Origin of the sequence: Streptomyces sp. NBC_01717, assembly GCF_036248255.1 — a bacterium.
Lineage (GTDB): Bacteria > Actinomycetota > Actinomycetes > Streptomycetales > Streptomycetaceae > Streptomyces.
In genome coordinates this window covers 7,236,025-7,261,937 of record NZ_CP109178.1, presented here as the reverse complement: position 1 = coordinate 7,261,937, position 25,913 = coordinate 7,236,025, and the positions used below count along the sequence as shown (strand labels likewise).

The 25,913-nt window shown below is 71.5% G+C and carries 17 protein-coding genes and 1 pseudogene; 7 read left to right on the top strand and 11 right to left on the bottom strand.

Features of this window, described 5'->3' with window-relative positions; all coding sequences use genetic code 11:
- The first annotated feature begins 4 nt into the window (after window positions 1-4).
- Window positions 5-3,367: an ATP-binding protein gene (locus tag OHB49_RS32860; RefSeq protein WP_329164585.1), complete on the top strand. Its 3,363-nt coding sequence runs from the start codon at window positions 5-7 to the stop codon at window positions 3,365-3,367.
- A 25-nt stretch (window positions 3,368-3,392) separates the two neighbouring features.
- On the opposite strand, the gene OHB49_RS32855 is transcribed toward OHB49_RS32860, so the two are convergent.
- The 9 genes from OHB49_RS32855 to OHB49_RS32815 form a co-directional block, all read right to left on the bottom strand.
- Entirely contained in the window at window positions 3,393-5,279 is a 1,887-nt protein-coding gene (locus tag OHB49_RS32855) for an ABC transporter ATP-binding protein (RefSeq protein WP_329164583.1), read from the bottom strand.
- A gap of 153 nt (window positions 5,280-5,432) precedes the next feature.
- Window positions 5,433-6,815 (bottom strand): ABC transporter ATP-binding protein, encoded by a 1,383-nt coding sequence (locus OHB49_RS32850; protein ID WP_329164581.1) that lies wholly within the window; start codon window positions 6,813-6,815, stop codon window positions 5,433-5,435.
- A 138-nt stretch (window positions 6,816-6,953) separates the two neighbouring features.
- Entirely contained in the window at window positions 6,954-8,219 is a 1,266-nt protein-coding gene (locus tag OHB49_RS32845) for an MFS transporter (protein WP_329164579.1), read from the bottom strand.
- A 3-nt stretch (window positions 8,220-8,222) separates the two neighbouring features.
- Window positions 8,223-9,638 carry a CitMHS family transporter gene (locus OHB49_RS32840; RefSeq protein WP_329164578.1) on the bottom strand — a complete coding sequence of 472 codons (1,416 nt, stop codon included), beginning with the start codon at window positions 9,636-9,638 and terminating at the stop codon, window positions 8,223-8,225.
- A 121-nt stretch (window positions 9,639-9,759) separates the two neighbouring features.
- Window positions 9,760-12,039: a molybdopterin oxidoreductase family protein gene (locus OHB49_RS32835; RefSeq protein ID WP_329164577.1), complete on the bottom strand. Its 2,280-nt coding sequence runs from the start codon at window positions 12,037-12,039 to the stop codon at window positions 9,760-9,762.
- A 194-nt stretch (window positions 12,040-12,233) separates the two neighbouring features.
- Window positions 12,234-12,854: a TetR/AcrR family transcriptional regulator gene (locus OHB49_RS32830; RefSeq protein ID WP_030968304.1), complete on the bottom strand. Its 621-nt coding sequence runs from the start codon at window positions 12,852-12,854 to the stop codon at window positions 12,234-12,236.
- 46 nt (window positions 12,855-12,900) lie between these two features.
- Window positions 12,901-14,184, bottom strand: coding sequence for a hypothetical protein (locus OHB49_RS32825; RefSeq protein ID WP_030968302.1), 1,284 nt, complete (start codon window positions 14,182-14,184; stop codon window positions 12,901-12,903).
- Window positions 14,181-15,038 carry a hypothetical protein gene (locus OHB49_RS32820; RefSeq protein ID WP_329164576.1) on the bottom strand — a complete coding sequence of 286 codons (858 nt, stop codon included), beginning with the start codon at window positions 15,036-15,038 and terminating at the stop codon, window positions 14,181-14,183. Before OHB49_RS32820 ends, OHB49_RS32825 begins: the two co-directional genes overlap by 4 nt.
- Window positions 15,035-17,209: a right-handed parallel beta-helix repeat-containing protein gene (locus OHB49_RS32815; protein ID WP_329164575.1), complete on the bottom strand. Its 2,175-nt coding sequence runs from the start codon at window positions 17,207-17,209 to the stop codon at window positions 15,035-15,037. Before OHB49_RS32815 ends, OHB49_RS32820 begins: the two co-directional genes overlap by 4 nt.
- Before the next feature lie 177 nt (window positions 17,210-17,386).
- Between OHB49_RS32815 and hmgA the strand changes: the two genes are divergently transcribed.
- The 3 genes from hmgA (at window position 17,387) to OHB49_RS32800 (ending at window position 21,064) form a co-directional block, all read left to right on the top strand.
- A complete protein-coding gene (gene hmgA, locus OHB49_RS32810) occupies window positions 17,387-18,724 on the top strand; it encodes a homogentisate 1,2-dioxygenase (protein WP_329164574.1) in 1,338 nt (445 codons plus the stop codon).
- A gap of 264 nt (window positions 18,725-18,988) precedes the next feature.
- Window positions 18,989-19,774 (top strand): GntR family transcriptional regulator, encoded by a 786-nt coding sequence (locus tag OHB49_RS32805; protein ID WP_329164573.1) that lies wholly within the window; start codon window positions 18,989-18,991, stop codon window positions 19,772-19,774.
- Window positions 19,775-19,846: 72 nt separating this feature from the next.
- Window positions 19,847-21,064, top strand: a complete 1,218-nt coding sequence (locus OHB49_RS32800) for a type ISP restriction/modification enzyme (RefSeq protein WP_329164571.1) — start codon at window positions 19,847-19,849, stop codon at window positions 21,062-21,064.
- Between the two features lie 19 nt (window positions 21,065-21,083).
- On the opposite strand, the gene OHB49_RS32795 is transcribed toward OHB49_RS32800, so the two are convergent.
- Window positions 21,084-21,791, bottom strand: a complete 708-nt coding sequence (locus tag OHB49_RS32795; RefSeq protein ID WP_030968289.1) for a TetR/AcrR family transcriptional regulator — start codon at window positions 21,789-21,791, stop codon at window positions 21,084-21,086.
- Between the two features lie 64 nt (window positions 21,792-21,855).
- Here OHB49_RS32795 and OHB49_RS32790 point away from each other — a divergent pair, with 64 nt between their 5' ends.
- On the top strand, window positions 21,856-22,833 hold the full coding sequence (locus tag OHB49_RS32790; RefSeq protein ID WP_329164570.1) for an ATP-binding cassette domain-containing protein: 978 nt from the start codon (window positions 21,856-21,858) through the stop codon (window positions 22,831-22,833).
- A complete protein-coding gene (locus OHB49_RS32785) occupies window positions 22,830-23,657 on the top strand; it encodes an ABC transporter permease (RefSeq protein WP_329164568.1) in 828 nt (275 codons plus the stop codon). Before OHB49_RS32790 ends, OHB49_RS32785 begins: the two co-directional genes overlap by 4 nt.
- 106 nt (window positions 23,658-23,763) lie before the next feature.
- Here the strand turns inward: OHB49_RS32785 and OHB49_RS32780 are convergent, their stop codons facing one another.
- Window positions 23,764-25,509 carry an amidohydrolase gene (locus tag OHB49_RS32780; RefSeq protein WP_329164567.1) on the bottom strand — a complete coding sequence of 582 codons (1,746 nt, stop codon included), beginning with the start codon at window positions 25,507-25,509 and terminating at the stop codon, window positions 23,764-23,766.
- Window positions 25,510-25,726: 217 nt separating this feature from the next.
- On the opposite strand from OHB49_RS32780, the pseudogene OHB49_RS32775 reads away from it, so the two are divergent.
- A pseudogene (locus tag OHB49_RS32775) lies at window positions 25,727-25,895 on the top strand (CoA transferase); the annotation flags it as partial.
- Window positions 25,896-25,913: the final 18 nt, after the last annotated feature.

Here is a 25,913-nt window from a genome sequence, read left to right as displayed (position 1 = left end):
CCTCATGAACGCGGAGCACACAGGACACGGCACACAGGCCGGCCCCCCGCTCCTGCGGCTGCACCTTTTCGGTGGGTTCCGGGTGACTCGCGACGGCGGGCCCCCGCTCGCCGACAAGTGGCCCCGCCCCAGCGCCCGCGCCCTCGTGAAACTCCTCGCCGTCTCCCCCGGACACAGCCTCCACCGCGAGCAGGCCATGGAGATCTGCTGGCCGGACTCCGACGCGCAGGCCGCACTCGGCAGTCTGCGGGTCGCCCTGCACGCCGCCCGCCGCGCCATCGAGCCGGAGCTGGCCGCCCGCGCCTCGTCGTCCTATCTGACCGGCGAGGGCACCCTGCTGCGGCTCGATCCACAGACCGTGGTGATCGACGCCGATCAGGCCGAGACCCTGGCCGAAGAGGCCCTGGCCGAGGGTTCGGCCGAGTCGCTGGCCACCGCACTCGCCGCGTTCACCGGCGAGCTGCTGCCCGAGGACCGTTACGCCCTCTGGGCCGAGGCCCGGCGCGAGCAGCTGTCCGCACTGTGCGACCGGGTACGAATCGCCCTCGCCGAAGCCCACCTCGCGGACGGCGAAACCGAACTGGCCACCGAGGTGGCGCTGCGTGCCGTGGCCGCCGCGCCCGCCGAGGAGCGCGCCCACCGGGTGCTGATCGACGCCTATCTGCGCCAGGGCCTGCGCCGCCAGGCCGTGCGCCAGTACCACCTGTGCCGCGAAGCGCTCGACGCGGAGCTGGGCGTGCGCCCGGGGCCCGCCACCGAGCAGCTGCATCTGCTTGCCCTGGACGCGGCCACGGCGGTGCTGCCCGCCGTCTCCGCTCCCGTGCTTCCGGCCGCGATACGCACCCCGCCCGGTCCGCCGCTGCGCGGCCGCACCGACGAGCTCGATGTGCTGCTGTCCGACGACGGTCCGCCGGTACGGCTCATCGAGGGCGAGGCCGGGGTGGGCAAGACCCGGCTGACGGCGGAGGCGGCCCGGCGGGCGGCCGAGGCCGGGACGACCGTGCTGTGGGGCGCGGGCCACGACGCCGAGGGCCACACGCCGTACGGCGCCTTCGTCGAGGCACTGGACGCCTGGATGGCCGACAGGCCGTCCGCCGAACGGGCCGGAATCGGTGGCGAGTACCCCGAACTCGCCTCGCTGCTGCCCTCGTTGGGCCAGATCGACGCGGGCGCGGAACGCAGCCCGGAGGAACAGCGCGACCGGCTGTTCCGGGCGACGGCCGGGTTGCTGGGCGACCTGGCGGCCACCGCGCCGGTGCTGCTCGTGCTGGACGATCTGCACGCCGCCGACTCGGGGACGTACCAGCTGCTCAGCCATCTGGCCCGGCGGGCGGTGGCCACCGGCGCCGACTGGCGGTTCGCCGTGACGTACCGGGCCGAGGAGTTCGCGGCGGCGGACCCCAGGCGCACCGCGTTGGACGGTCTGATGCGTCAAGGGCTGGCCCGCACCCTGGAGCTGGGGCGGCTCGACCGTGCGGAGTGTCTGGCGATCGCGGCGGACGCGGGCGCCAGGACCGGGCTCGACCGGGTCTGGGAACTGTCGCTGGGCAACCCCCTCTTCGCCCTGGAACTGGCCCGGACCGTCCACGAGGGCACGAATCCCGCCGCGCTCAGTGCGCCGGAGGGCGTACGACAGCTGGTGGCGGCGCGCCTGGCACGGCTGGGGCCGGCGGCGCGACGGGTCGTGGAGGCCGTCTCCGTCGCAGGCGGCGGCGCCGCGCTGTCCGAGGTGCTAGACATGACCGAGCACGGGCTGCATCCGCCGCTGTCGTCCGCCGAAGCGACGGATGCCGTGGACGCGGCGATCGCGGCTTCGGTGGTGGCTGAGCGGACCGTGGTGGTCGGCGGGCGGCCACTGCCCGGTCTCGCGTTCCGGCATCCGCTGGTCCGGCTGACCTGCTACGACGGGCTGTCCACGGCCCGTCGCCGGCAGCTGCACTCGGCGTACGCGGAGGCGGTGCTGCGGCGCAGGCCGGACGCCGTGGACACCCTGGCCTCACATCTCGCCCGCGCCGATGACCCCCGGGCCACCCACTATCTGCGCCAGGCGGCCGAACGTGCGGCAGCCCTGTGCGCCAATGACACCGCGGACCGCTACTACGCCGAACTGACCGCCCGGCTGGACGCGTTGGCCTCCGACGCGGCGCAGGCCCGGATCGACCGCGCTGTCGTGCTGCGCCGGATGGCCCGCTACCAGGAGGCGGCGGCAGTGCTGCGCGAGGCGCTGGACGACATGGTCCGGCGCGGCGACGAGGACGGTCAGGTGCTGGCCGCCGCCCGGCTGACCGAGGTGCTGGTGAAGTACCGCGGTACCGACGAGGGCGAGAAGCTGCTGCGCACCTACCCACCCGGTCCGCCCACCCTGCCGCTGGCCGCCGCGACCCACCATCTGGCGGCGGCGGTCCTGCGGTTCGTGACCGGCCGGTACGAGTCGGCGCACACCGCGGCCCGTACCGCACAGGACGCCGCGGACGCAATACCTGGCAGCGAACGCCGGGGGCTGCTGGCCCGCGCCCTGGGGATGCAGGCGACCTCGCTCGGCCTCGCGGGCCGGTTCGCGCAGGCCCGCGAGGCAGCCGATCTGGCGCTGCCGCATGCCGAGGCGTACGGCGACCAGGAGTTGCTGGCCACCGTCGTCTCCGTACTGCGCGAGCATGCCAGGCGATCGGGCCGGCTCGCCGAGGCGGTCTCCTTCGGCCGGCGGGCCCAGCGGCTCGCCGAGCACACCGGCGACCCGACCGCGGTCGCCTTCGAGCGGGCCAACCTCGCCGAACTCCACTTGCTCCTACGGGAGTTCGAGGAGGCGCGGGAGCACGCGGAGGCCGCGGCACGGGAGACCGACGGGCAGCCCGCATGGTGCACCCCGTACGCGCTGGCCGCACTGGCCCGGTTCCGGATGAGGACGGATGAACCGGGCGCCGCGGAGCTCCTGACCCGCGCCGCGGAGGTGGCCGAGGCGCAGGGCGACCGGCAGGCGGTGTACGAGGTGCGGACGGCGCAGGCCGAGCTCCTGGTGCGCACCGGACGCCCGCGGGAGGCCCTTGCACTGCCGGCCGACGACAGCGGTCCCGATTCGGCCGCATTGCTGGCGTGGTCGGAGCTGCTGTCAGGACGCCCGGAGCGCGCGGTGCGACGGGCGGTGGATGAGGCCGTACGCGCCGAAAACGTCGGCGAACAGCTGTCGTTGACCGACGCGCGTACGGTTCACGCGGCGGCGCTCGCGGCGCTGGGCCGGGCACAGGAAGCGCACGAGGAGTTCGGCCGCGCCGCCGCCCTCGCGGCTGAACTCCCGTATCCGGCCGGGGCGTTCGCGGTGGAGCAGGCCGCCGGGGCGGACTGGGCCACCCGTCCGGGATTCCCCGGCTGACCTGCGGCACCGGCGGCTTCGCCGGTCAGCCGAGTTCCGCGGGCTCGGCGCCCGGACGCTCGAACTGGGTGCGGTACAGCTCCTCGTACCGGCCGCCGGCCGCGAGGAGTTCCTCGTGGGTGCCCCGCTCCACGATCTGCCCGTTCTCCACGACGAGGATGAGATCCGCCGTCCGTACGGTGGAGAGCCGGTGGGCGATCACCACCGCGGTGCGTCCCTGGAGGGCTTCGGCCAGTGCCTCCTGGACGGCCGCTTCCGAGGTGTTGTCCAGATGGGCGGTGGCCTCGTCGAGGATGACGACGCGCTGGCGGGCAAGCAGCAGCCGGGCGATGGTCAGCCGCTGGCGTTCGCCGCCGGAGAGCCGGTATCCGCGTTCGCCGACGACGGTGTCGAGCCCGTCGGGGAGTGAGGCGACCAGGCCGTCCAGGCGTGAGCGGCGCAGAGCGTCCCAGAGGTCTTCCTCGGTGGCGTCGGGCCGGGCGAGCAGGAGGTTGGCGCGGACCGACTCGTGGAAGAGGTGGCCGTCCTGGGTGACCATGCCGAGCGTGTCGCGCAGGGTGTCGGCGGACAGGTCGCGTACGTCGATGCCCCCGATGCGTACGGAACCCTCGTCCGTGTCGTACAGCCGGGGCAGCAGCTGCGCGATGGTCGATTTGCCCGCGCCGGACGATCCGACGAGTGCCACGGTCCGGCCGGGTTCGGCGCGGAAGGAGACGCCGCGCAGCACTTCGGCGCCACCGCGGGTGTCCAGGGTGGCTACGTCTTCGAGCGAGGCGAGGGAGACCTTGTCGGCGGACGGGTAGCCGAAGCGTACGTCGTCGAATTCCACGGACACCGGCCCCTCCGGGACCGCCCGTGCGTCCGGCTTCTCCTCGATGAGCGGCTTGAGGTCGAGGACCTCGAAGACCCGCTCGAAGCTGACGAGCGCGCTCATCACCTCGACGCGCGCCCCGGCGAGGGCGGTCAGCGGCGCGTACAGCCGGGTCAGCAGCAGGGCGAGAGCGACCACCGCTCCGGCATCCAGTTGGCCGCGCAGTGTGTAGTACCCGCCGAGCCCGTAGACGAGGGCGAGCGCCAGCGCCGATACGAGGGTGAGCGCCGTGATGAACGCGGACTGGGCCATGGCCGTCCGGACGCCGATGTCACGCACTCGGCCCGCCCTGGCGGCGAATTCCGCGGATTCGTCGGCGGGCCTGCCGAAGAGTTTGATCAAGGTGGCGCCGGGCGCCGAGAAGCGCTCGGTCATCCGGGTTCCCATCGCCGCGTTGTGGGCGGCGGCCTCCCGCTGGAGTCTCGCCATCCGCGTACCCATCCGGCGTGCGGGCAGCACGAACACCGGCAGCAGGACCAGCGCGAGTGCGGTGATCTGCCAGGAGATGCTGAGCATCACGCCGAGGGTGAGAAGGAGGGTGACGACGTTGCTGACGACGCCCGACAGGGTGTTGCTGAAGGCGCGCTGGGCGCCGATGACGTCGTTGTTGAGGCGGCTGACGAGCGCGCCGGTGCGGGTGCGGGTGAAGAACGCGATCGGCATGCGCTGCACATGGTCGAAGACCGCGGTCCGCAGATCGAGGATGAGCCCCTCACCGAGGTTGGCCGAGAGCCAGCGGCCGACCAGCCCGAGTCCGGCCTCCGCGACGGCGATCACGGCGATGAGTACGGCCAGCCGCGTGACGGTGCCCGCCTCCTTGCCGGTCACGATCGCGTTCACGACGCGGCCGGCGAGCACGGGGGTGGCGACGGCGAGCAGCGCCGTCGCCACACTCAGTACCAGGAACAGGGCGACCCGGCGCCGGTGCGGGCGGGCGAACGCGGCGATGCGCCGCAGGGTGTTCCGGTCGAAGGGGCGTCGGTCCTGCTGCGCGTTCATGACGTTGTGGAGCTGCGTCCACGCGGTGGCTTCCATGCTCATGGAAAGACCGTACGACCTCCACCGGACTTGAGGTCAACGACCGAGCTCGACCGCCGCCCGGCACCCCTGGAGGGTGCCCGCACGGTCCCGTCCGGCCCGCCACACTTCCGGTCGCACGGCAGGACTCTGCCGGCATGTTCCACATGAGAGGCCCTAGACGTCGAGTCCGGGGATGTCCTTCGGCAGGGGGCAGATCCGGCGGCCGTAGTGGTCGAAGACGTACAGATGCGCGAGGTCGACCAGGAGCGGGACCTGTCCACCGGTGCGCAGCCGCATGTCGGGGCCGGTACGGACGACCAGGTCGCCGGCCGTGATCGCGGGGCGGTCGGGGGTGCGGGTGGCGGGCTGCCCACGGTCGGGTTCCGGTTCGTCGAGGGCGACGACGGGGCCGCTGATGTGACCGGTGGCGCGCTCCCTCAGCCGTTCCAGTACGCCCACCCCACCACCGGAAGCACCGCCGATTCCGCTGCCGGCGGCGCGGCGGCGGCGCTGGGCCGCCCTGTCGGGACGGGCCGATTCGAGGTCGGGCACCACGGCGGGCTGCGACCCCGTGTTGAGGTGGACCAGTGCCTCGTGCCCCTGGTACTCGACGTGTTCGACGATGCCGCTCAGCGCGACCTCGCCGGGGCGGGCCTGGCTGGGCGCGGCGATCCTGGCCGCTTCCGAGCGCAGTCCGACAATGATCTGGCGGCCCTGCTGGATACGGAGCAACTGGTGGTCGGGGCTGAGCGGTTCGGGCAGGGGCAGCCGCTGGCGGCCGAGGTCGATCGACATGCGCCCTTCGAGGGGTGCGTGGACGACGGCCTGGAGAAGGTTGATGCGCGGGGTGCCGATGAACGCGGCGACGAAGACGTTCTCCGGCAGGGCGTAGACCTCGCGCGGCGGGCTGACCTGCTGGAGCCGTCCGCCGCGCATCACGGCGACCCGGTCGCCGAGAGACATCGCCTCGGCCTGATCATGCGTCACATAGACGGTGGTGACGCCCAGCTCCCGGGTCAGCTGCGATATTTCGGCCCGCAGATGGTTGCGCAGCTTCGCGTCGAGGTTGGAGAGCGGCTCGTCCATCAGGAACACGGAGGGCCGACGCGAGATGGCCCGGCCCATGGCGACGCGCTGGCGCTCACCGCCGGAGAGCTGACCCGGGTAGCGGTCGAGGACGCTTTCGATGCCGAGCATCCTGGCCGTGTTCTCGACGCGAGCGGTGTGGTCCCGGCCAGGGTTCTCCAGCTTCAGCGGGAAGCCGATGTTCGCCCGGTTGGTCATGGTCGGGTAGAGCGCGAAGTTCTGGAACACCATGGCCATGCCGCGTTCGCGGGGCGCCAGGTAGTTGGCCGGTTCGCCGTCGAGCAGCAGCTCGCCCTCGGTGATCTCCTCCAGGCCGGCGATCATGCGGAGCACGGTCGACTTGCCGCATCCCGAGGGTCCGAGCAGGACTACGAACTCGCCCGGGTCGATGGAGAGCGAGAAGCGGTCGACGGCACGCTGGGTCCGTCCGTACGCCTTGCTGACGTTGTGCAGGGAGATGGCGCGAGTCATGTGTGGGTCCGCCCGGGAGGATGGTGAGGTGGAGCGGTGGGGAGCGGCTGCAACGCGCTGAAGTTAGCCCACTACCCGGGGTGCTGGGAATGACTCGTGCAAAGGTTGCGCAGTACTGGGACGGGTGAGCCGGAGACGTCAGGTGCGATTCCGGTTCACGGCGGGCAGTTCGGACCTGGGAACGGGTGCGGGTGCCGGAACGGCCGGGGTCGCCTCGGCGGTCCGGGATCGCCCTCCGCGCATCCCCAGCCCCGCCCCGGCGAGCAGAAGCGCACCCAGCATCACGAACGGCGCGGCGGTGCCCGCCACTCCGGCGATCACGCCGGCGGACGCGGGGGCCGCGACCTGGCCGAGCCGGTTGCCGGTCAGCCGGAGTGCGAGCGCGGTGGAGCGGGCCTCCGCCGGGGCCGCCTGGACGACGGTGGTCATCGACAGAGGCTGGCCGACCCCGAGACAGAAGCCGAGCACGGCGAGCATTACGGCCAGCGCCCAGACGGGGACCGGCAGGGCGATGCCCGCGCAGAGCAGGCCGGCCAGCAGACAGGTCGTGGTGAGCAGCGCCGTACGGCCCAGGAGACGCAGCATCGGCGTCATCACCAGGCGGCAGGCGATGGTGGCGGCGGCCCGCAGGCTGAGCAGCAGCCCGATGGTGGCGGGGGCGATGGAGCGGTGCTCGCCGACGACGGGCAGATAGGCGGTGAGGATGTCGGTCGCGGAGAGCACGGCGAGGCTGATGAAGATGCCGGCCGGAACACCGCGGGTACGCAGGATGCGGCCGACGGGCACCTTGTCGGCCCGGGCAGCCGCGCGGGCGTCCGGCGCCGTGCGGTGTTCGATGCGCCAGAGCGAGACGAAGGACGCGGCGGCGACGGCCGCCGAGACGACCAGGGCGAGTGCGCTCGTACGGGCCAGGGCGCCGTCCCGCTCGGAGATCACGTACCCCGCGGCGATCGGCCCGATGAGCTGGCCGAGCGAGGCGCCGATGGTGAAGTGGCCGAAATTTCGGTCCTGTTCGGCGGGGGCGGACTGACGGGCGACGATCGACTGGGCGCCGATCACGAAGCAGAGATGGCCGAGCCCCATCACACCGCTCCACGCCGCCATCGCCGGGAGGGAGCCCGCCGTACCGCTGAGGGCGCAGCCGCCGGCGATCAGGACGACACCGAGAGGCAGCAGGGGTGCGCACCGGCCGTGGTCCGTCCGACGGCCGAGCGGGACGGCGGCGAAGAGCGGGAGGAGTGCGTACACCCCGGTGATCACACCGATGGCGCGCTCGTCCGCACCGAGCGAGAGAGCCCGGTAGGAGACGGCGGGCCGCGCCATCGACACCGCCCCCTGCGCGAAGGCGAAGGTGATGACGAGGCGCAGCAGCCAGCTCCTGCCGGGCTCTTCCGTGTCGGCCATGGATCAGATGATGCCGAAGAGGAGGCCGGCGCAGAGCACCACCAGTGAGGTGAGCGCGGCCCATTTGACGGTAAACCTGGTGTGGTCGCCGAATTCGACCTTCGCCATGCCGACGAGGACATAGACGGCGGGGACCAGCGGGGACGACATGTGGAGCGGCTGGCCGACCAGGGAGGCGCGGGCGATCTCCAGCGGGGAGACACCGTGGGCGGCGCCGGCCTCGGCGAGCACGGGGACGACGCCGAAGTAGAAGCCGTCGTTGGACATGAAGTAGGTGAGCGGGACGCTCAGGATGCCGGTGATGATCGCCATGTGCGGGCCCATGCCGTCCGGGATCGCGCCGACGAGCCAGTCCGCCATGTGCTCGACCATGCCGGTGCCGGAGAGCACGCCGGTGAACACGGCGGCGGCGAAGACCATGCCGGACACGTTGAGGACGTTGTCCGCGTGGGCCGCGATGCGGGCCCGCTGGTCGGGCATGTGGGGGAAGTTGACGGTGAGGGCGAGGGCCGCGCCGAGCAGGAAGAGCACCGGGATCGGCATCAGTTCCATGATCATCGCGGTGAGGAGGGCGACGGTGAGCCCGGCGTTGAACCAGTAGAGCTTGGGCCGCAGGGTGGCCCGGTTCGGGTCGAGACCCTTGAAGCCCTCGTCGTCGTCCGCGTCGGGGTGGGCCGCCTCCTCGGGCTCGGCGTCCGTGCCCGTACCGGCTCCGCCGGACGTCTTGCGGGTACGGTCGCTGCCGCCGCCCGCACCGACGAGGACCGTCTCGGGCTCCTGGACCACGGCCTCGTCGAGGGTGAGGAAGCCCAGCCGCTTGCGCTCGCGCCGGCCGAGGACGACCGCCAGAACGATGACCGCGAGCAGTCCGACGCCGAGCGCCGGGATCATCGGGACGAAGATGTCGCCCGCGTCCAGCTTGAGCGCGGTGGCGGCGCGGGCGGTGGGGCCGCCCCAGGGCAGGGTGTTCATGACACCGTTGGCCGTCGCGGCGACACCGGTCATCACGACGAGGCTCATCTTGAGGCGCTTGTAGAGCGGATACATCGCCGAGACGGTGATCATGAAGGTGGTGGAGCCGTCGCCGTCCAGCGACACGATCGCGGCGAGCACCGCCGTACCGACGACGATCCGCATCGGGTCGGCCTTGCAGAAGCGCAGGATGCCCCGGACGATCGGGTCGAAGAGGCCGACATCGATCATCACACCGAAGTAGACGATGGCGAACATCAGCATCGCGGCGGTCGGGGCCAGGTTGCCCACGCCGTCGATCACGTAGTCACCGAGCTTGGCGCCCTGCCCGACGGCGACACAGAACAGTGCGGGGATCAGGACCAGCGCCGCGATCGGCGACATCTTCTTCATCATGATCAGGACCAAGAAGGTCGCAATCATGGCAAAGCCGAGGATTGTCAGCATGTGGGATACCTATCGTTCACCCTTGAACTCCCACCGGAGTCGGCGGTCCGGATGACGTTAGGGCGCGTCTTGGTGCGTTAACAAGACGTTGACATGTGAGCAATACGAGCAAAACCCCAGGTCAATGGCCAGGTGAGGTGCTGGGCGCCACCGCGACGGGGATGCCGTTGAGGACGGCGGTGCCGGACAGCGGGTCGAGCAGGGTGCCGTCGAGGAGCTGGTTGACGTTGACTCCGGGGGCGACGGACGCGACGGACGTCCGGGTGCCGGGCCGGTCGTGTCCCCATCCGTGCGGGAGGCTCACCACTCCGGCCCGGATGCCCTCGGTGATCTCCACGGGTGCGGTCAGTGCGCCGCCGGCCGCGGTGATCGTGGCGGGGGTGCCGTCCGCCAGTCCGAGCCGGGCCGCGTCGGCCGGGTGCATCTGGAGGGTGCAGACATTCGAGCCGCCACCGAGCGAGGCGACGTTGTGCATCCAGCTGTTGTTGGAGCGCAGATGGCGTCGGCCGACGAGGACGAGCGAGTCGGCTCCCGGCCGGTCGGCGAGTGCGCTGCGGAGCCTCGGCAGGTCGGCGGCGATCGCCGCGGGGAGGAGCTCGATGCGTCCGCTGCGGGTGGTCAGGACCTGCGGGACGCGGGGCCGGAGCGGGCCGAGATCGATGCCGTGCGGATGGGCGAGGAGCCGGTCCAGGGTGAGGCCGTCGGGGTCGGCGCCGAAGCCTTCGCCGTACGGGCCGAGGCGGAGCATCAGGTCGAGGCGGCGTTCCGGCCCGGTGCGGCCGGTGAGCGCGGCGGCCAGTTCGGCGGGGGTGCGGCCGTGCACGGGCGAGAGAGGATCGGCGACGGCCTTGGTCAGCACCCGGTCGATGATCATGGCGTCCACGGCGGCCACGGCGGACCGGTCGGCTCCGCGCATCCCTGAGACGGCGAGGACGAGCCGGGCGAGGATCTCGCTCTCGTCGAGGAGGCCGTCGTCGAGCGGGACGGCGGGTCGGGTGTAGCGGACCTGGTTGCGTACGGCGAGTGCGTTGAACGCGAAGTCGAAGTGGGCGCTCTGCGACGGCGGCGGCGGGGGCAGCACCACATGGGCGTGGCGCGAGGTCTCGTTGAGGTACGGGTCGACACTGACCATGAAGTCCAGCCCGGCCAGCGCCCGGTCCAGGCGGTCGCCGTCGGGTGCGGAGAGCACGGGGTTGGCGGCGAGGACGATCAGGGCGCGGATCCGGTCGTCCCCGGGGGTCTCGATCTCCTCGGCTAGTGCGGCGACGGGCAGTTCGCCCTTGGCCTCGGGGTGCCCGGAGACCCGGCTCGCCCAGCGTCCCAGGGCGAAGCCCTTGCCGGGGGCGGCGGGCCGGGGGGCGCGGGCGGTGGCGGAGAGCGGGAAGAGGGCACCACCGGGGCGGTCGAGGTTGCCGGTGAGGATGTTGAGGACGTCGACGAGCCAGCTGGCGAGGGTGCCGTGCGCCACGGTGCAGCTGCCGATGCGCCCGTAGACGGCGGCGGTGGGGGCGGCGGCCAGCTCCCGGGCGATCGTACGGATGGTCGAGGCGTCCACGTCGCACGCCTCGGCGACCGCCTCTGGGGTGAACTCCCGTACGGCGTCGGCTACTTCGTCGAGTCCTTCGAGATGGTCGGCGAGCGTACCGGGATCGGTGAGCTTCTCCTCGAGGAGTACGTGGGTGAGCGCGGCGAGCAGGAGTGCGTCGGCGCCGGGGCGGATGGCGACATGCCGGTCGGCGAGGCGGGCGGTCCGGGTGCGGCGGGGGTCGACGACGGTGAGGGTGCCGCCGCGACGACGCAGCGCCTTGAGCCTGCCGGGGAAGTCGGGGGCCGTGCAGAGACTGCCGTTGGATTCGAGCGGGTTGGCGCCGAGGAGCAGCAGATGGTCGGTGCGGTCGATGTCCGGCACCGGGATGGCGTTCGGGTCGCCGAAGAGCAGTCCGCTGGAGACGTGTTTGGGCATCTGGTCGAGGGTGCTCGCGGTGAAGAAGGCCCGGGTGCGGAGCGTGGCGAGCAGGGTGGGCGGATAGAGCGCGCCGGCCATGGTGTGCACGTTCGGGTTGCCGAGGACGACACCGACGGACTGTTGCCCGTGCTGCTCGGTCAGTGCGGGCAGGGCTGACGCGATCGCGTCGAACGCCTCGGACCAACTGGCCTCCTGGAGCACGCCGTCCTTGCGGACGAGGGGGGTGCGGAGCCGGTCGGGATCGGCGTCGAGCCCGCCGAAGGAAGCGCCCTTGGGGCAGATGAAGCCCCGGCTGAAGACATCGTCCCGGTCGCCGCGGGCACCGGTGACCCGTGTCCCCTCGATGGTGAGGGTGAGTCCGCAGGTGGCTTCGCACAGGGGGCAGATGCGCAGGGCGGTGCGGGACTCGCGGGAACTGCTGGAGTCGTGCGGCATGGGCCCTCCCCGGGGCGGCAACAGCGGAGACGCGGGCAAGCACGGCCGAGCATACCGACCGGTACGCATGGTGGGGAGGTGTTGTCGCGGCGATGTTGCCGGGCAGGGGGTCTCGTCGGATCTCCGCGAAGCGGGGTGCGGCGCGGTGCCGTGCGGTGGGTTGCGCTGCCGTGAGGTGCCGTGCGGCCTCGGGTTCAGTCCAGGACCCGGGCCAGGTACGCCTGGATCAGCACGCGGGTCTCGGCGACGATGGCCTGATCGCCCGACGGCTCCGTGCGGAAGGCGAGTTGGAGGAGCGCGTCGGCGGCTTCGACGCAGACCAGGATCGTCCGGAGCAGATCTTCGTCAGGGGTGCGCCCCAGATGGCCGGAGAGCAGGTGGGTCAGCCGGTCCGCGACGCGGTGGTTGGCGTCGGAGGCCGGATCGTCCACGGGGGCCGGAGCGCCGAAGTCGACGAGCGCGAAGCCGGGGACGGAGCGCTTCATCTCGAGGTATTCGTCGAGCACGGCGTCGATGGCGCTGCGCCAGTCGGCGGCCGGGATGGCGGCCAGGCGGCCGGTGATGCGCTCCGCGTAACTGTCCAGGTTGCGCCGGGCCAGGGCGTCGGCGAGGGCGCGCTTGTTGGAGAAGAACCGGTAGACGGATCCGATCGGGACTTCCGCGCGTGCGGCGACGGCCCGGGTGGAGAGCTGCTCGTAACCGGTCTCGTCGAGGAGTTCGGCGCAGGCGTCGAGTATCCGGGAGAGGCGTTCGGCACTGCGCTGCTGCACGGGGGCGCGGCGGAGGTTCGTATTCGCATGGGGCACGGGCTCCATGATGCCGTGGCTCTCCTCTGCGGGACGGTCGGGTGCGCACCTGCGGTCAGGCCAGGAGCAGGGTCAGGCCGCCGATGGTGTACGCGATCATCAGGGCCAGCAGGGGGAGTTGCCCCGCGACGGCGCGAGCGGGCGGGAAGAGGCGGACGGACCTGTCGTGGGCTGCGACGACGCCGAGGACGTGCCCGATGACGATGGCGGTGACCTGGAGCGTGGCGATGCCGCCGGGGGTCAGGGGTGGTTCGGGCGGGACCGGATTGTCAGTGCCGAGTGCCACCATGACTGTACGTGCACCTTCGGTTACGAAGAGTGTGAAGTAGTGGGCGACGAGATAGCCGAGGGCGATCGGGACGAGCGAGTGCGCGAAGGCGGTGAGGGGGTGGCTGAGTCGGCCGGAGATCAGCCGGGTGGCACCGGCGCAGAGGGCATACAGGGTGGCGACGAGGGCGACGGCGGCGAGCAGTCCGAGCGTGGCCGCGGTGGTGCGACCCAGGGGTGAGGTCTGGACGGTGGTGATCCAGGAAGGGGCGTCGGAGAAGCCGTCGTAGGCGGTGGAGCCGAGCATGACGCAGACGGTGGCGACGAGACCGGGGGTCTGAGGGACGGCATCGAGTCCGTTGAACGGGGAGCGCAGGACGAGTCGCCGGTCGGCGGGCCGGCGGCCGAGGGGGGAGAGCCGGGCGAGCAGACCGGAGTAGACCTCGAAGGCGTCGGCGTGGTCGAACCAGCGGGCGCCGTGGCGGGCGGCGCCCGCGAGGTGGACAACGCCGTGGAGCACGAAGAAGAGAAGGAGTGCGGTGGACGACGCGGGGTCCGGGGCGACGAGTTCGAGCCAGGTGAAGGCGAGGAGTCCGGCCGCGGCGGGCCACAGGCCGAGATGTACGGGGAGGGGGCGGCCTGCGGCCGGGTCGCGGCCGAGTGCCCGGCAGACGAGGAGGTGGAGCGTACGCAGGGGGTTGAGGAGTCGCCAGACGGGACCGAGGAGGAGCGAGGCGGGGACGAGCCCGACCCAGAGGAGCACATAGACGGTGCCCGCGGCCGGGTTGTGCTCCGGCCCGTTCGGGCCGAGGAGGAGGTGGAGGAGGACGAACAGGGCGGCGGCCAGGCCGAGGACGCGCGCGACCATGCGGGTGGGGTGGGCGTCGGCGAGGCGCTGGAGGGCGGCCGGGATCGGGCGGCCCGCCCGGTCCCCACGGAATCGGGAGGCGGACCAGAGCAGGCCGAGGGCGAGAAACGAGACGAAGAGGGCGGCGAACGCACCGGCGAACGCATAGAAGGGGGACAGCGGCAGATCGTGCTGGGAGCCGATGCCGTGAGCGAGGACGTTCACCGTACGACGAGCTGGGTCAGCAGCAGTGCGGACTCATGGGTCTCGACCTCGAACAGTCCGGTGCGATCGGCGGTGAAGGTGAGGGTGGTGGTCCGTCCGGCGCGCAGGCGCGCTTCCCTGTCGTAGCCGTGGACGTGGAGGGTGTCGGCGTGGTCGGTGCGGACGCGCAGCTCGATCCGCTGCCCCTTCTTGATCTCGATGCGGCCGGGGGCGGGGCTGACCTTGCCGTGGGAGATGACGATCTCCAGAGTCCGGTCGGGGCGGGGCTCGGCGGGTGTGCCGACGGGAGGAGTGGTGGTGAGCGGGGTGGTGGCCTGGATCGTCGTGGAGTGCACGGCCCAGGCGGTGTGATCGTCGGCGTACAGCCGGGCCGTGACGGTGCGGCCGCCGCCGGCACCGCGGACGAGCGAGCGGGGGAGGTGGTACCAGGGACCGTAGAGCCGGGCCAGTGGGCGCCCGTCGAGGAGGAGCAGGGCGTGGCCGCGTCCGGGGAGCGCCGCGCCGCCGACGCTGTCCGGGGTGAACCTGAAGTTCCGTACGGAGAGATGGACGTTCCACCCGTCCTCGGAGTCCGGCCGGACGGCGACGGTCACCGCGGGGGCGCTCTCGGCGTCGACCTGCCGGAGCCGGTGACCGGATCCGTCGTCGGCAGCAAGGAGCCGGCCGACGCTGCCGACGGCCTGTTCATGACTGGTGCCGGGTCGGTGGTGGGTGGTTGCCCGCCCACCACAGGCACTCGCACCGACCACGAGGGCGCCTGCGGTGAGGAGCGCGACGGTGAGCCGGCGGAAGGCCGTGCGCGCCGTGCGCCTGTTGAGCCTGCTGAGCCGCAGGGGGCTGGGGGATCGCTTCATGATCGGTCCCGATCCGGTGCGGAGCTCCGGTCGGCCTCGGAATGCGTGTCCGGCCCGGAATCCGCCGATCCGGACCCCGCGTCCGCATCGGCCCCCGTCTCGTCGCTGCCATGTGTGTCCGCCGCATCGACATCCGCGTCTGCGTCCGGCCCCGGGTCCGTCCTCTTCCCTACCGCCCGTTCACCGTGCCGAGCCGAGGCCACCACCGCCCACAGCACCCAGATGACACCGAGGAGGCCGCGCATCCAGGCCGGGCCGATCGGGATCCACGGGATCATCAGGACGGCCTTGTCGAAGGCGTCGAGCAGGGTCAGGACGCCCAGCACCATCGTGGTCCAGCCCAGTCCGGGCCGCTCGCCGCGCAGTACGAGCCCGATGCCGGTCCACCACGCCCCGGTCAGCAGCAGCGCCACCGCAGGCAGATAGGAGGACGCGAGGCCCGTCGTCGCACCGGCCACATCCAGCCCGAGGCCGATCGCGCCGAGCAGCGTGGCCGCTGTGGCGAGCCGGCTGTGCCGCAGGCGGCGCCACCACAGCACGCCGCCGACCAGCACGAGCACCAGGGCGACACCCAGCGCGATCTGTACCTCGATGCGCTCGACGCCGCGTGCGCCGTACCAGTCGCAGCCGGTCGGCAGCCGCCGCGCCCGCACGTTGTAGTCGGCACAGACCAGCAATTGGGCGAGTTTGACCGGTTCGCCCACCAATCGATCGGTGCGGCCGGAGACCGCGCCGCGCGCCGCCCCGCACTCGGGCAGCGAGCGCGGTGTGGACGGCCCGGTGTCCGACTGCCAGCAGTTGCCGTCCCCCTGGCCGTCCCACCACACATCGGTGCGGTTGGGCCGGGAGCGGCCCGCCTTGTCCGTGCCGAGGTGGTTGTCCGCGTACCGGTTGTGGTGCGAGGTGTCGACCTGCTTCGCCAGGGCGTTCTCGCCGCGAATGAAGGCGGGGACGGCACTCAGGAAAAAGGCGGCGCGCCGCTGTCCGTAGATCCAGTTGTTCTCGTAGATGTTCCAGTTGCCGCCCGCGGTGATGATGCCGGTGCCCGGCGGCATGGAGATCTGCGGGCAGACGACACCCTCCTCGTAGCCGCGCTCCACGGGCGGTTTGGCGCAGGTGCCGTCGGCGACGTACGGGTAGTAGTCGGCGTTGTTGTCGTGGATCAGGTTGCGTTCGAAGCGTGCGTGGTTCTGCGGGAGCCCCGGGTGACCCGGGAAGGCGCTGTCCATCGAGGCGCCGCCCATGTTGTGGTCGAACTCGTTGTCGTGGACGTGGACGGAGTCGCCCGCGGTGCCGGAGTATCCGACCATGTTGTGGTGGCTGCGGCAGCCGGTGATCTCGATCGAGTAGCGCGGCACGTCGTAGCCGTAGCCGTCGTTGATGTCCGACGCACTGCCGGGATAGATGCCGGAGTCGCCGTTGCCGTACGACTCGCAGTTCTTGTACAGCCCGTGGTCACTGGCGAAGGTGAGGAAGCCGTACTCGTCGTTCCACCGGGTGAGGACGTCGTCGATGACGAAGCCGTCCTGTGCCAGCACGTACAGCGAGTTGAACGTGGTGCGCTGTGCGGTGAAATTCTTGAAGTAGATGCCGTCGGAGCCGTCCGCGCGGATCGCGTTGAGCTTCTGGTACTTGGCGTCGATGACGACGTCGGTGCGCGCCGCCCCGGTCCCCTCGATCTGGAGCTGCTTCTTGCCGAGGATCGCCACCAGGTTCTGATTGTGCGGACACTGCTTCTGCTGCGCGTACGACAGGATCTGGTAGCCGAGCTGCGAGTCGGGTGCCTTGAGCCTCGCGCACTCCCCCGTCGGCCTGGGCAGCGAGGGCTCCTCCTCGTACAGGCCGGGCAGGATCGCGATGTTCATGCCGGGTCTGCCGACCTTGTCGACGGCCTGTTGCAGATGGCGGTAGCCGGATTTCCGGCACCGGTCGAAGAGTTCGAGGTTGCGCGCCCGGAGCTTCGCCGGAAAGCCGGATATCCGGCGTTCGAAGTCGACCCGGTCGCTCTTGCAGACCAGCAGATCGGGTTCGCCGGCGCGGTGGACCGGGACGCTGCCGGAACCGTCCGGCAGGGGGACCGGCCGTTCCTCGTGTGCCTGGGCGGCCGAGGCCGCGAGGAGTGCGGCAGCCAGCGCCACCAGGACCACCAGAAGTCTTCGTGTCCACGACATGTGCGGGAGAGTAGAGCATTGTTCATCTTTTGAAACCCCCTTGTGCACGACGGACCAAAAGATTTCCGGCACGGCCCCGCCCCGGATCCGCGGCGCGCCACCGCCCCGCCCCGTTGACGTGCCCCGATCTGATTCCTACGGTGACCCATAGGATTTCTTCGGCACCGGGAGCGCGGCATGGGCAGCACCAGCGGCATCGAGCAGGCGAGGAAGACGGCGGAAGCGCTTGCGCACTCCCCCGGTTTCGGCAACGAGCACAGCTCCGAGGCGGTCCCGGGGGCGCTGCCGCACGGCCGTAACTCGCCGCAGCGAGCGCCCCTCGGGCTCTACGCCGAGCAGCTGAGCGGCTCGGCCTTCACCGAACCGCGCGCCCACAACCGCCGTTCATGGCTCTACCGGATCCGCCCGTCGGCCGCCCACCCGCCGTTCGTCCGGATCGACAACGGCGCGGTGCGCACCGCCCCCTTCGCCGAGTCCGTCCCCGATCCGAACCGGCTGCGCTGGAACCCGCTCCCCGAGCCCGCTCCCGATACGGACTTCCTGGCAGGCCTGTGGACCCTCGGCGGCAACGGCGACGTCACCCAGCGCACGGGCATGGCGGTGCACCTGTACCACGCCAACACGGCCATGACCGACCGGGTGTTCAGCGACTCGGACGGCGAACTGCTGATCGTCCCGGAGCGCGGCGGCCTGCTGCTCCGTACCGAACTGGGCCTGCTGCGCGCCGACCCCGGCCACATCGCGCTGATCCCCCGCGGAGTCCGCTTCCGCGTGGAACTCCTCGACGACTCCGCCCGCGGCTACGTCTGCGAGAACTACGGTCAGCCGTTCACTCTCCCCGACCTCGGGCCGATCGGGGCCAACGGCCTTGCCAACGCCCGTGACTTCCTCGCCCCCGTCGCCGCGTACGAGGACGAGGACCGCCCGGTCCAGGTGATCAACAAGTTCTGCGGCAACCTCTGGTCCGCGACGTACGACCACTCGCCGCTCGACGTGGTCGCCTGGCACGGCAACCACACCCCGTACGTCTACGACCTGCACCGCTTCAATGTCATCGGCTCCATCAGCTACGACCACCCCGACCCGTCGATCTTCACTGTGCTGACCTCGCCGTCCGACACCCCCGGTCTGGCCGGTGTGGACTTCGTCGTCTTCGCGCCGCGCTGGCTGGTCGGCGAGGACACGTTCCGGCCGCCGTACTTCCACCGCAATGTGATGAGCGAGTACATGGGGCTGATCGAGGGCGCGTACGACGCGAAGACGGCCGGCAAGGGCGGCTTCGTGCCGGGCGGCGGCTCGCTCCACAACATGATGTCGGCGCACGGCCCGGACCGGGAGACCTTCGACCGGGCGAGCGCCGCGGAGCTGAAACCGCAGAAGATCGACGACGGTCTTGCCTTCATGTTCGAGACCCGCTGGCCGGTCACGGCGACCGGACAGGCGGCAACCGCCGACCATCTGCAGCGCGGGTACGACGACGTGTGGCAGGGTCTCGAACGCAACTTCCGGCCCTAGGGCCTCTCGTTTGGATCATGCTGGGCTCGCGGGGCCCGGCACGCACATCTGCCGCGTTGTCGTCAGTCTTCCCCGAGCTCTCGGCTTCGCTCGAGCGGGGGAGACCCCATTCGCTCCGCGTGGGCTCCCTCCTCCGCCTTGCAGCTGCACGCACCGGACCCCGCTCCCTGATCCAGCCTGATCCAAACGAAAGACCCTGGGCGAAGCCCGCCCCTTCCAGCCCCCGCTCGTCGCGACCGCAGTGTCGCAGTACGGAGAGTCCAGGTGACCCAGGTGCCTCAACTTCCCCAGACGCCCCAGGTGACGGCCTTCGCCCCCGACTCGCTGGTGCTGAACCGCAAACTGCCGCTGTGGTACCAGGTCTCGCAGTCCCTGCGCGCCTCCATACTCGGCCGAGCCCAGGACGCCTCGCTGCGGCTGCCGACCGAGGAACAGCTTGCCGCGCACTACGGCGTCAGCGTCCTCACGATGCGGCAGGCGCTCAAGGAGCTGGAGACGGAGGGGATGATCAGCAGACACCGGCGGCGCGGCACCTTCATCGAGCCGCGCGCCCGGCGGGTGTCACCGGTGCGGCTGCTCGGTTCGATCGATGCGATCGTCGCCCAGCAGTCGGGCGAACGGACCACGGTTCTCGGCCACGGTCCGCTGGCACTGACGGGCGATCTCGTGGAGTACTTCCCGGAGTGCACGGAGGTGGTCGGCTACCGACGGCTGCGCTGCGACGGCGACAACGGTGAGCCCACCAACTGGGCGGAGAACGCCGTGCATCCCGAGGTCGCCGCCCGGCTCGATCCCGCCGATCTGGAACGCTGGCCGATGACCAAGGTGCTGCGCGACCGCGTCGGCGTCCGGATCGCGCGGATCACGGACACGGTCGAGGCCCGGCTCGCCGACCCGGCCACCGCCGAGCTCCTGCAGGTCCCGCTGCTCAGCCCGATCCTCTTCTACACGGGGGTGACGTACGACGAGAGCGGCCGGGTGGTGGATGTGGCACAGATCCGGTACCGGGGCGACCGGTTCTCCTTCTCGGTGACGGTGGAAGCGCACTGACCGGGCACCCTCCCGCGTCACGCCGTTACGATGCCGGGGGCGGGCAGACGTGGCGACGGGGAGGACGACACGGTGGCAGCACGGGCGGGCGCCGGAGCCGGCGGGGACGACGACATCCCGTTGCTCGACGACCTCATGCCATGGTCCGTACGACCCCTGCGCACCGGGCGCCAGTGGGTGACGGCTCCGGACACCGCTTCCCTCAAGGCCCGTTGGGCGCGGCTGGTGCGCACCGAGGGAGCTGAGCGCGAACGGCTCTTCAGGCCCACCCGTTCCCGTAGCCAACAGACTCCGGTCGCGGCGCTGCCCGGACAGTCCGGCTCCACCGCCCGGTTCGCCCGGGAGTCCGGCCCCTGCCCCGAGCCGGTACGGATCCTGCACGGCCCGTACGACGAGCAGTGGCTGATCCCCGACCACCGGCTGATCGACGCCGCCCGCCCGGAGCTGTGGCGGGTCGCCGACGGCCACCAACTTTTCGCCGTCGAGCACGGGTACGTACCGCAGGACGCCGGTCCCGCCCTGTCCGTGACGGCACTGCTGCCCGACGGCCACTCCCCGGCGGGCCGCCCCGGCCGGATCCGGCCGCTCTACCGGCGGCCCGGTGGACTGGAACCCAATCTGGCGCCCGGTCTGCTCGGGCTGCTGCGCGCCCGGCACGGGGACGCGGTCACCGCGGAGTCCGTGCTGGCGTGGATCGTCACGGCGGCCCGCCACTCCCCCGCCGGCTGTGTCGTACCGCTGCCCGCCGACACCGCACGCTGGTGGGCCGGGGTGGAACTGGGCCGGGAACTGTCGCGGCTGCAGCTGCGCGGTGCCCGTGGCGGGGAGCGCCCCCGGCTGCCCGGCGGGCGGCGCCCCTATGTGCGGGCGGCGGTACCGGCCGCGCCGGGCACGCTGGAGTACGACCCCGATGACGAGGCGCTCCTGCTGGGTACGGGACGCATTTCGCCGGTACCGGCGGGGGCCTGGGAGTTCCGGGTGGGCGGGGTACGGATGCTGGAGCTGTGGTTCGGGCGGCGGGCCTCGTCGGACGAGGCGGACGGGCTGGAAGCGATACGGCCCCGGGGCTGGCCCCAGGAGTGGACCTCGGAGCTGCTGGAACTGATCACCGTGCTGGCACTGCTCACCGAACTCCGGCCCCGGCAGCAGGCGTTGACCGAAGGTCCGCAGCTCACCGCCGGTGATCTGCGGGCGGCCGGCGTCCTGCCGGTGGCGGCGACGGCCCGCCGGCCCGCGTCGGTGCTCGACCATCAGGAGGAGGGGCCGGACGGGCAGTTCGCGCTGCTGTGACGGCATGGGCGCATGCGCGCTACCGGTCGAACGAGTCCAGCACCCGGTGCAGTGCCCGGTCGAAGACGCCGTCCAGATCGATCGGCCCGGGGTCCTCGGCGAATCCCGCCGCCATCCGCGGATACCTCCCGGTCGCGATCTGGCTGATCAGATAGCCGGTGCGTGCGGCCTGCTCCTGCTCCTCGGACCAGGGCAGCGACCGACTGCGTTCCGCCGTGGCGATCTCGTTGGCCACGTAGGTGGTCACCACGCCGTTGATCATGGCGATGAGTTCCATCTTCTCGCCGAACCGTGCGTCCACGCCGTCCAGGCAGCTGAGCGTGTACTCCAGATACCGCAGCGCGTTCGGGCTGAAGCCGTACACGGGTGACATGAGCCGCGGCACCCAGGTGTGGCGGTGCATCATCTCGCGGGCCTGATGGGCCAGCGCGATGAGATCGGCGCGCCAGTCGCCGGACGGCTCCGGGAACTCGTACCCGCCGCTGACCGCGTCGAGCATCAGCTCGTACAGGTCCTCCTTGCGGGGTACGTAGTTGTAGAGCGACATCGTGCCGCAGCCGAGCTCCGCCGCGACCTTCCGCATGGACACCGCGTCGAAGCCCTCCGCATCGGCGATACGGACGGCGGCTGCCGCGATGTCGGCGCGGCTGAACGCGGGCCTGGGGCCGCGGCCCGCACGCTCGGGGCGCGCCCAGATCACTTCCGGTACAGCGGGTCGCCCCACCATCGATCATCACCTCGTTCACCATCCTAGTTACGTACACCGTACGTAGTGCGCTACGGTGGGCCACATGACAACTACGTACGCTGTACTTAGTGAAGGTCTGGAGAAGCACTACGGCGATGTCCATGCACTGCGCGGCCTCGATCTCGCCGTCACCGAGGGCGCCGTCTGCGGAGTGTTGGGGCCGAACGGCGCGGGCAAGACCACCGCCGTCCGGGTGCTCACCACATTGACCGCCCCGGACAGCGGCAGCGCCAGGGTCGCCGGGCACGACGTGGTGCGCGAGGCGGCCTCGGTACGCGCGGCGATCGGCGTCACCGGGCAGAACGCCTCGGTCGACGGCGAGCTCACCGGCCGACAGAACCTGCGGCTCTTCGCCAAGCTCCTGCGGTTCCGCGGCGAGGCAGCACGCATCCGCGCCGACGAGCTCCTCGAACGCTTCGAGCTGACCGACGCCGCCGACCGCCCGGCCCGCACCTACTCGGGCGGCATGCACCGCCGCCTCGACCTCGCCGCCAGCCTGCTGACCCGGCCGAGGGTGCTCTTCCTGGACGAGCCGACCACCGGACTCGACCCGCACAGCCGCAACCAGATCTGGGCGGCGGTACGCGAACTGGCCGGCCGGGGCACGACCGTCCTGCTCACCACGCAGTATCTGGAGGAGGCCGATCAGCTGGCCGACGACATCGTGCTGATCGACCGGGGCCGGACCGCCCACCGCGGCACCCCCGCCGAGCTGAAGGCCCTCATCGGTTCGTACGCCGAGGTGGTCGTCCCTCAGGCGTCGGCACTGGTCCCGGCAGCGGCCGTCCTCGACCAGCTCACCGGCGCCGAACCGGTACTCGACCACGAGCGCCGCACCGTGGGCGCCGTCACTACCGACGCCACTCTCACCCTCCCCAGAATCGTCCGCGAACTCGACGCGGCCGGCGTACCGGTGATCGATGCGAGCCTGCGCCCGCCGACGCTCGACGAGGTCTTCCTCCGCCTGACCGGCCGCGGCGACGGCCGCACCTCCCCGCCTCTGAAGGAGACGGCAGCATGAGCAGCACCGTACTGGCCCATGAGCAGCACACCGGACCCGCGACGAGCACCCCGATCGCCGACAGCCTGGCCGTGCTGGGCCGCCATCTGCAGCGGATCAAAGCAGCCCCGGGCGTGGTGATCCTGACCCAGACCATGCCGATCACGATGCTGCTGTTCTTCGGCTACGTGTTCGGCAGCGCCCTGGCCATGCCCGGCCAGGAGTACCGCGCGTTCCTGGTGCCGGGTCTGCTCGCGTCGACGGCGGCCAACGGCATCATGACCGGGATGTTCCAGTCCGCGCAGGACTGCCACCGCGGGGTGATGGACCGGTTCCGCACACTGCCGATGAGCCGGCCCGCCGTACCCCTCGGCCAGACCGCCGCCGATCTGCTGACCACGGCCATCGGCATGGTCCCGCTGATCCTGGTCGGACTCGCGGTCGGCTGGCGGATCGAGGGCGGCCCGCTCGCCGCTCTGGGCGCCTTCGGGCTGCTGCTGCTTCTCCGGTTCGCCACGTCGTGGATGGGCTGCTGGCTGGGCCTGCTGATCCGCAACGAGGAGGCGGCCGGCCAACTCGGCAGTGCCACCTTCGTCCTGCCGCTGCTGTCCAACGCGTACATCCCGACCGACAACCTGCCGGGCTGGCTGCGGACGGTCGCGGAGTGGAACCCGATCAGCGCCATGGCCGCCGCCACCCGCGACCTGTTCGGCAACGCATCACCGCCCCCCGACGCCGCCTGGCCGGTCACCCACCCGGTGGCGGGCACAATCGCCTGGTCGGCGGTGCTGCTCGCGGTCTTCGTCCCACTGGCCGTACGACGCCACGCACGCGGCGGCGAGTGACCCGGGCCGACTCCGGCGGCCCCGAGCGCTGTTCCCGCCGCCGGGCAGGCGTCACCCGGTGCCGTGGCGCCGGGGCATGCCGCGCACACGCCCCGGCACCCGCCCGCTACTTCTGCGGTGACAGCTCCGGTCCCAGCGAGGAGAACTTCTCGTGCGACACGACCCGCTTCGGCGGCCAGGTGATGTTGTTCGGCGGCCACTTCTGTCCGGTCTTCTTCAGGAACCAGGACGGCGGCTCGTACATCGGCGGCTCATAGCCTTCCGGCAGCGCCGTCTTCCACTCCAGCCCCTTGGTGCGTTCCGCGAACTCGGCCTTGATCGCCTTCAGCCGCTCCGGCTGCGTGATGAGATCGACCGCGGTCGCCGCCAGATACTTCGCCGCCGCGAGCACCGCCGCCTGACCGGGAGCGGCGGCCGCGCACGCGGCCGTGGACCAGGTGTGCATCTTGGTGCCGATCGGGGCCAGGGCCGCGCCCATCGAAACGGTCGGCACATTCCAGCTGATGTCCGCGACATCCGTCGAACCGCCGCCCATGAAGACCGGGTTGGGCGGGGTCAGCGCGCCGACCTTGTCGTGCATGCCGGCGGCCGGCAGTCCGAGAGACTCCTGGAGTTCCTTCGCCAGCGCGTGCGCCTCGTCGGTGAACGCGGGCGGACCGATCTGCGTCATGTTCTCGTGCAGCAGTTCGGCGAAGGACTTCGACGGCAGCTGGTTCCAGCAGGCCGAGGTGATCCGGTGTCCGACCGTGGTCTGGCTGGCCTTCGCCGCCGCTTCGGAGACCGCGATCACCTTGTCGAGCAGCACCTGGACGCGGGCCGGGCTGCCTTCGCGCACGTAGTACGAGATCTCGGCGATCTCCGGGGTGACATTGGGGATGTCACCACCGTTGTTGATCACCCAGTGGAGCCGGCCCGACGGGGCGAGGTTCTCCTCGCGCAGGAACTCCGACATCGTCGCCATCATCACGGCGGCGTCCAGCGCGCTCTTGTTGCCGAGCGGGGTGCCGCCGTGTCCGGCGACCCCGAGGAAGGTGAACGTCACCGCCGTCATCGCGGTGGTGGTGCCCCAGCCGGTGGCGTTGGCCGTGGACGGATGCCAGTCCAGGAAGGCGTCGAGGCCGTCGTACACGCCCTTGCTGACTGCGTACGTCTTGCCGATCAGCGCCTCCTCGGCCGTCGAGCCGAAGAACTTCACGGTGACCGGGAGCCGGTGCTTCTTCGCGGTCTGGGCGACGGCTGCCGCGGCGGCCGCCGCGGCCGTTCCCAGCGCACTGTGCCCGCAGCCGTGTCCGGGGCCGTAACCGGGCGCGAACGGGTCGTGGATGTACTCGCGCGGGTCGTGGTGGCCGACGCCCTTGTTCTGCGAGAGGCCGGGCAGCGCGTCGTACTCCCCGCTGAAGCCGAGGACCGGGCCGCCGCTGCCGTGGCGGAACGTGGCGGTGAACGCGGTCGGGAAGCCCGCGGTGCCGAACTCGACGTCGAAGCCCGCCTTCTCCAGGAACCCGGCCTCGGCCAATGAGGAGTTCCACTCGCGCAGGCTGAGCTCGGCGTGGTCCCATATCTCTGCGTTGAGCCCGGTGATCCGACCGCTGTTGCCGTCGATCCAGCCCATCGCCGCCTGCTTGGCCGGGCTGTCCTGCGCCAGTCCCTTCGGAGCCTCGTAACCGTCGTCCGTCGCGGTGTCGGCCGCCTCGGAGGCCGCGGCCATCGCCGGGTCGGCGTCGGCCGCCATCACTGCGGTGGTCACCCCTGCCGCGCCGAGCATCTGCATGATCCGTCTCCGGCTGAGGACCGGTCCTGCCGCCAAGGCCGCTTCGTGCGCGTGCTCGTGCTGATCGTGCAGGTCACACATGTACGCCTCCGGGGGTGAGGTGCCGTGTACGTGCCAAACGATCAGCACCCTGGCCCTGGAAGTTTTCGACGTCAACATCTCGTGATGAAAAAGTTGTTACGTACACGGGATCCCACGCACCCGCCGTCGGCCCGCACGACGCACCACGGGCGTGGCATCGACTCGGCGAACAGGCGCCGCGATGACTGGAGTTGGCAGGCGATCCGGGCGTGCGCCGCGGACCGTGCTGCCACCGATCACGGTGCCGGGGCGGGGCGGCATCATGGGCGAGCCGGGCACGGGGACCGAACCGGCGCTCGGCGAGCACACCGAAGCGCTGCTGCGGGCCGCGGGGATGACGGACGAGCAGGAGAGCAGCGCTGTGCCGGGACGGTGTGATCGCCTGAGCGGCCCGAGCGGCGGGC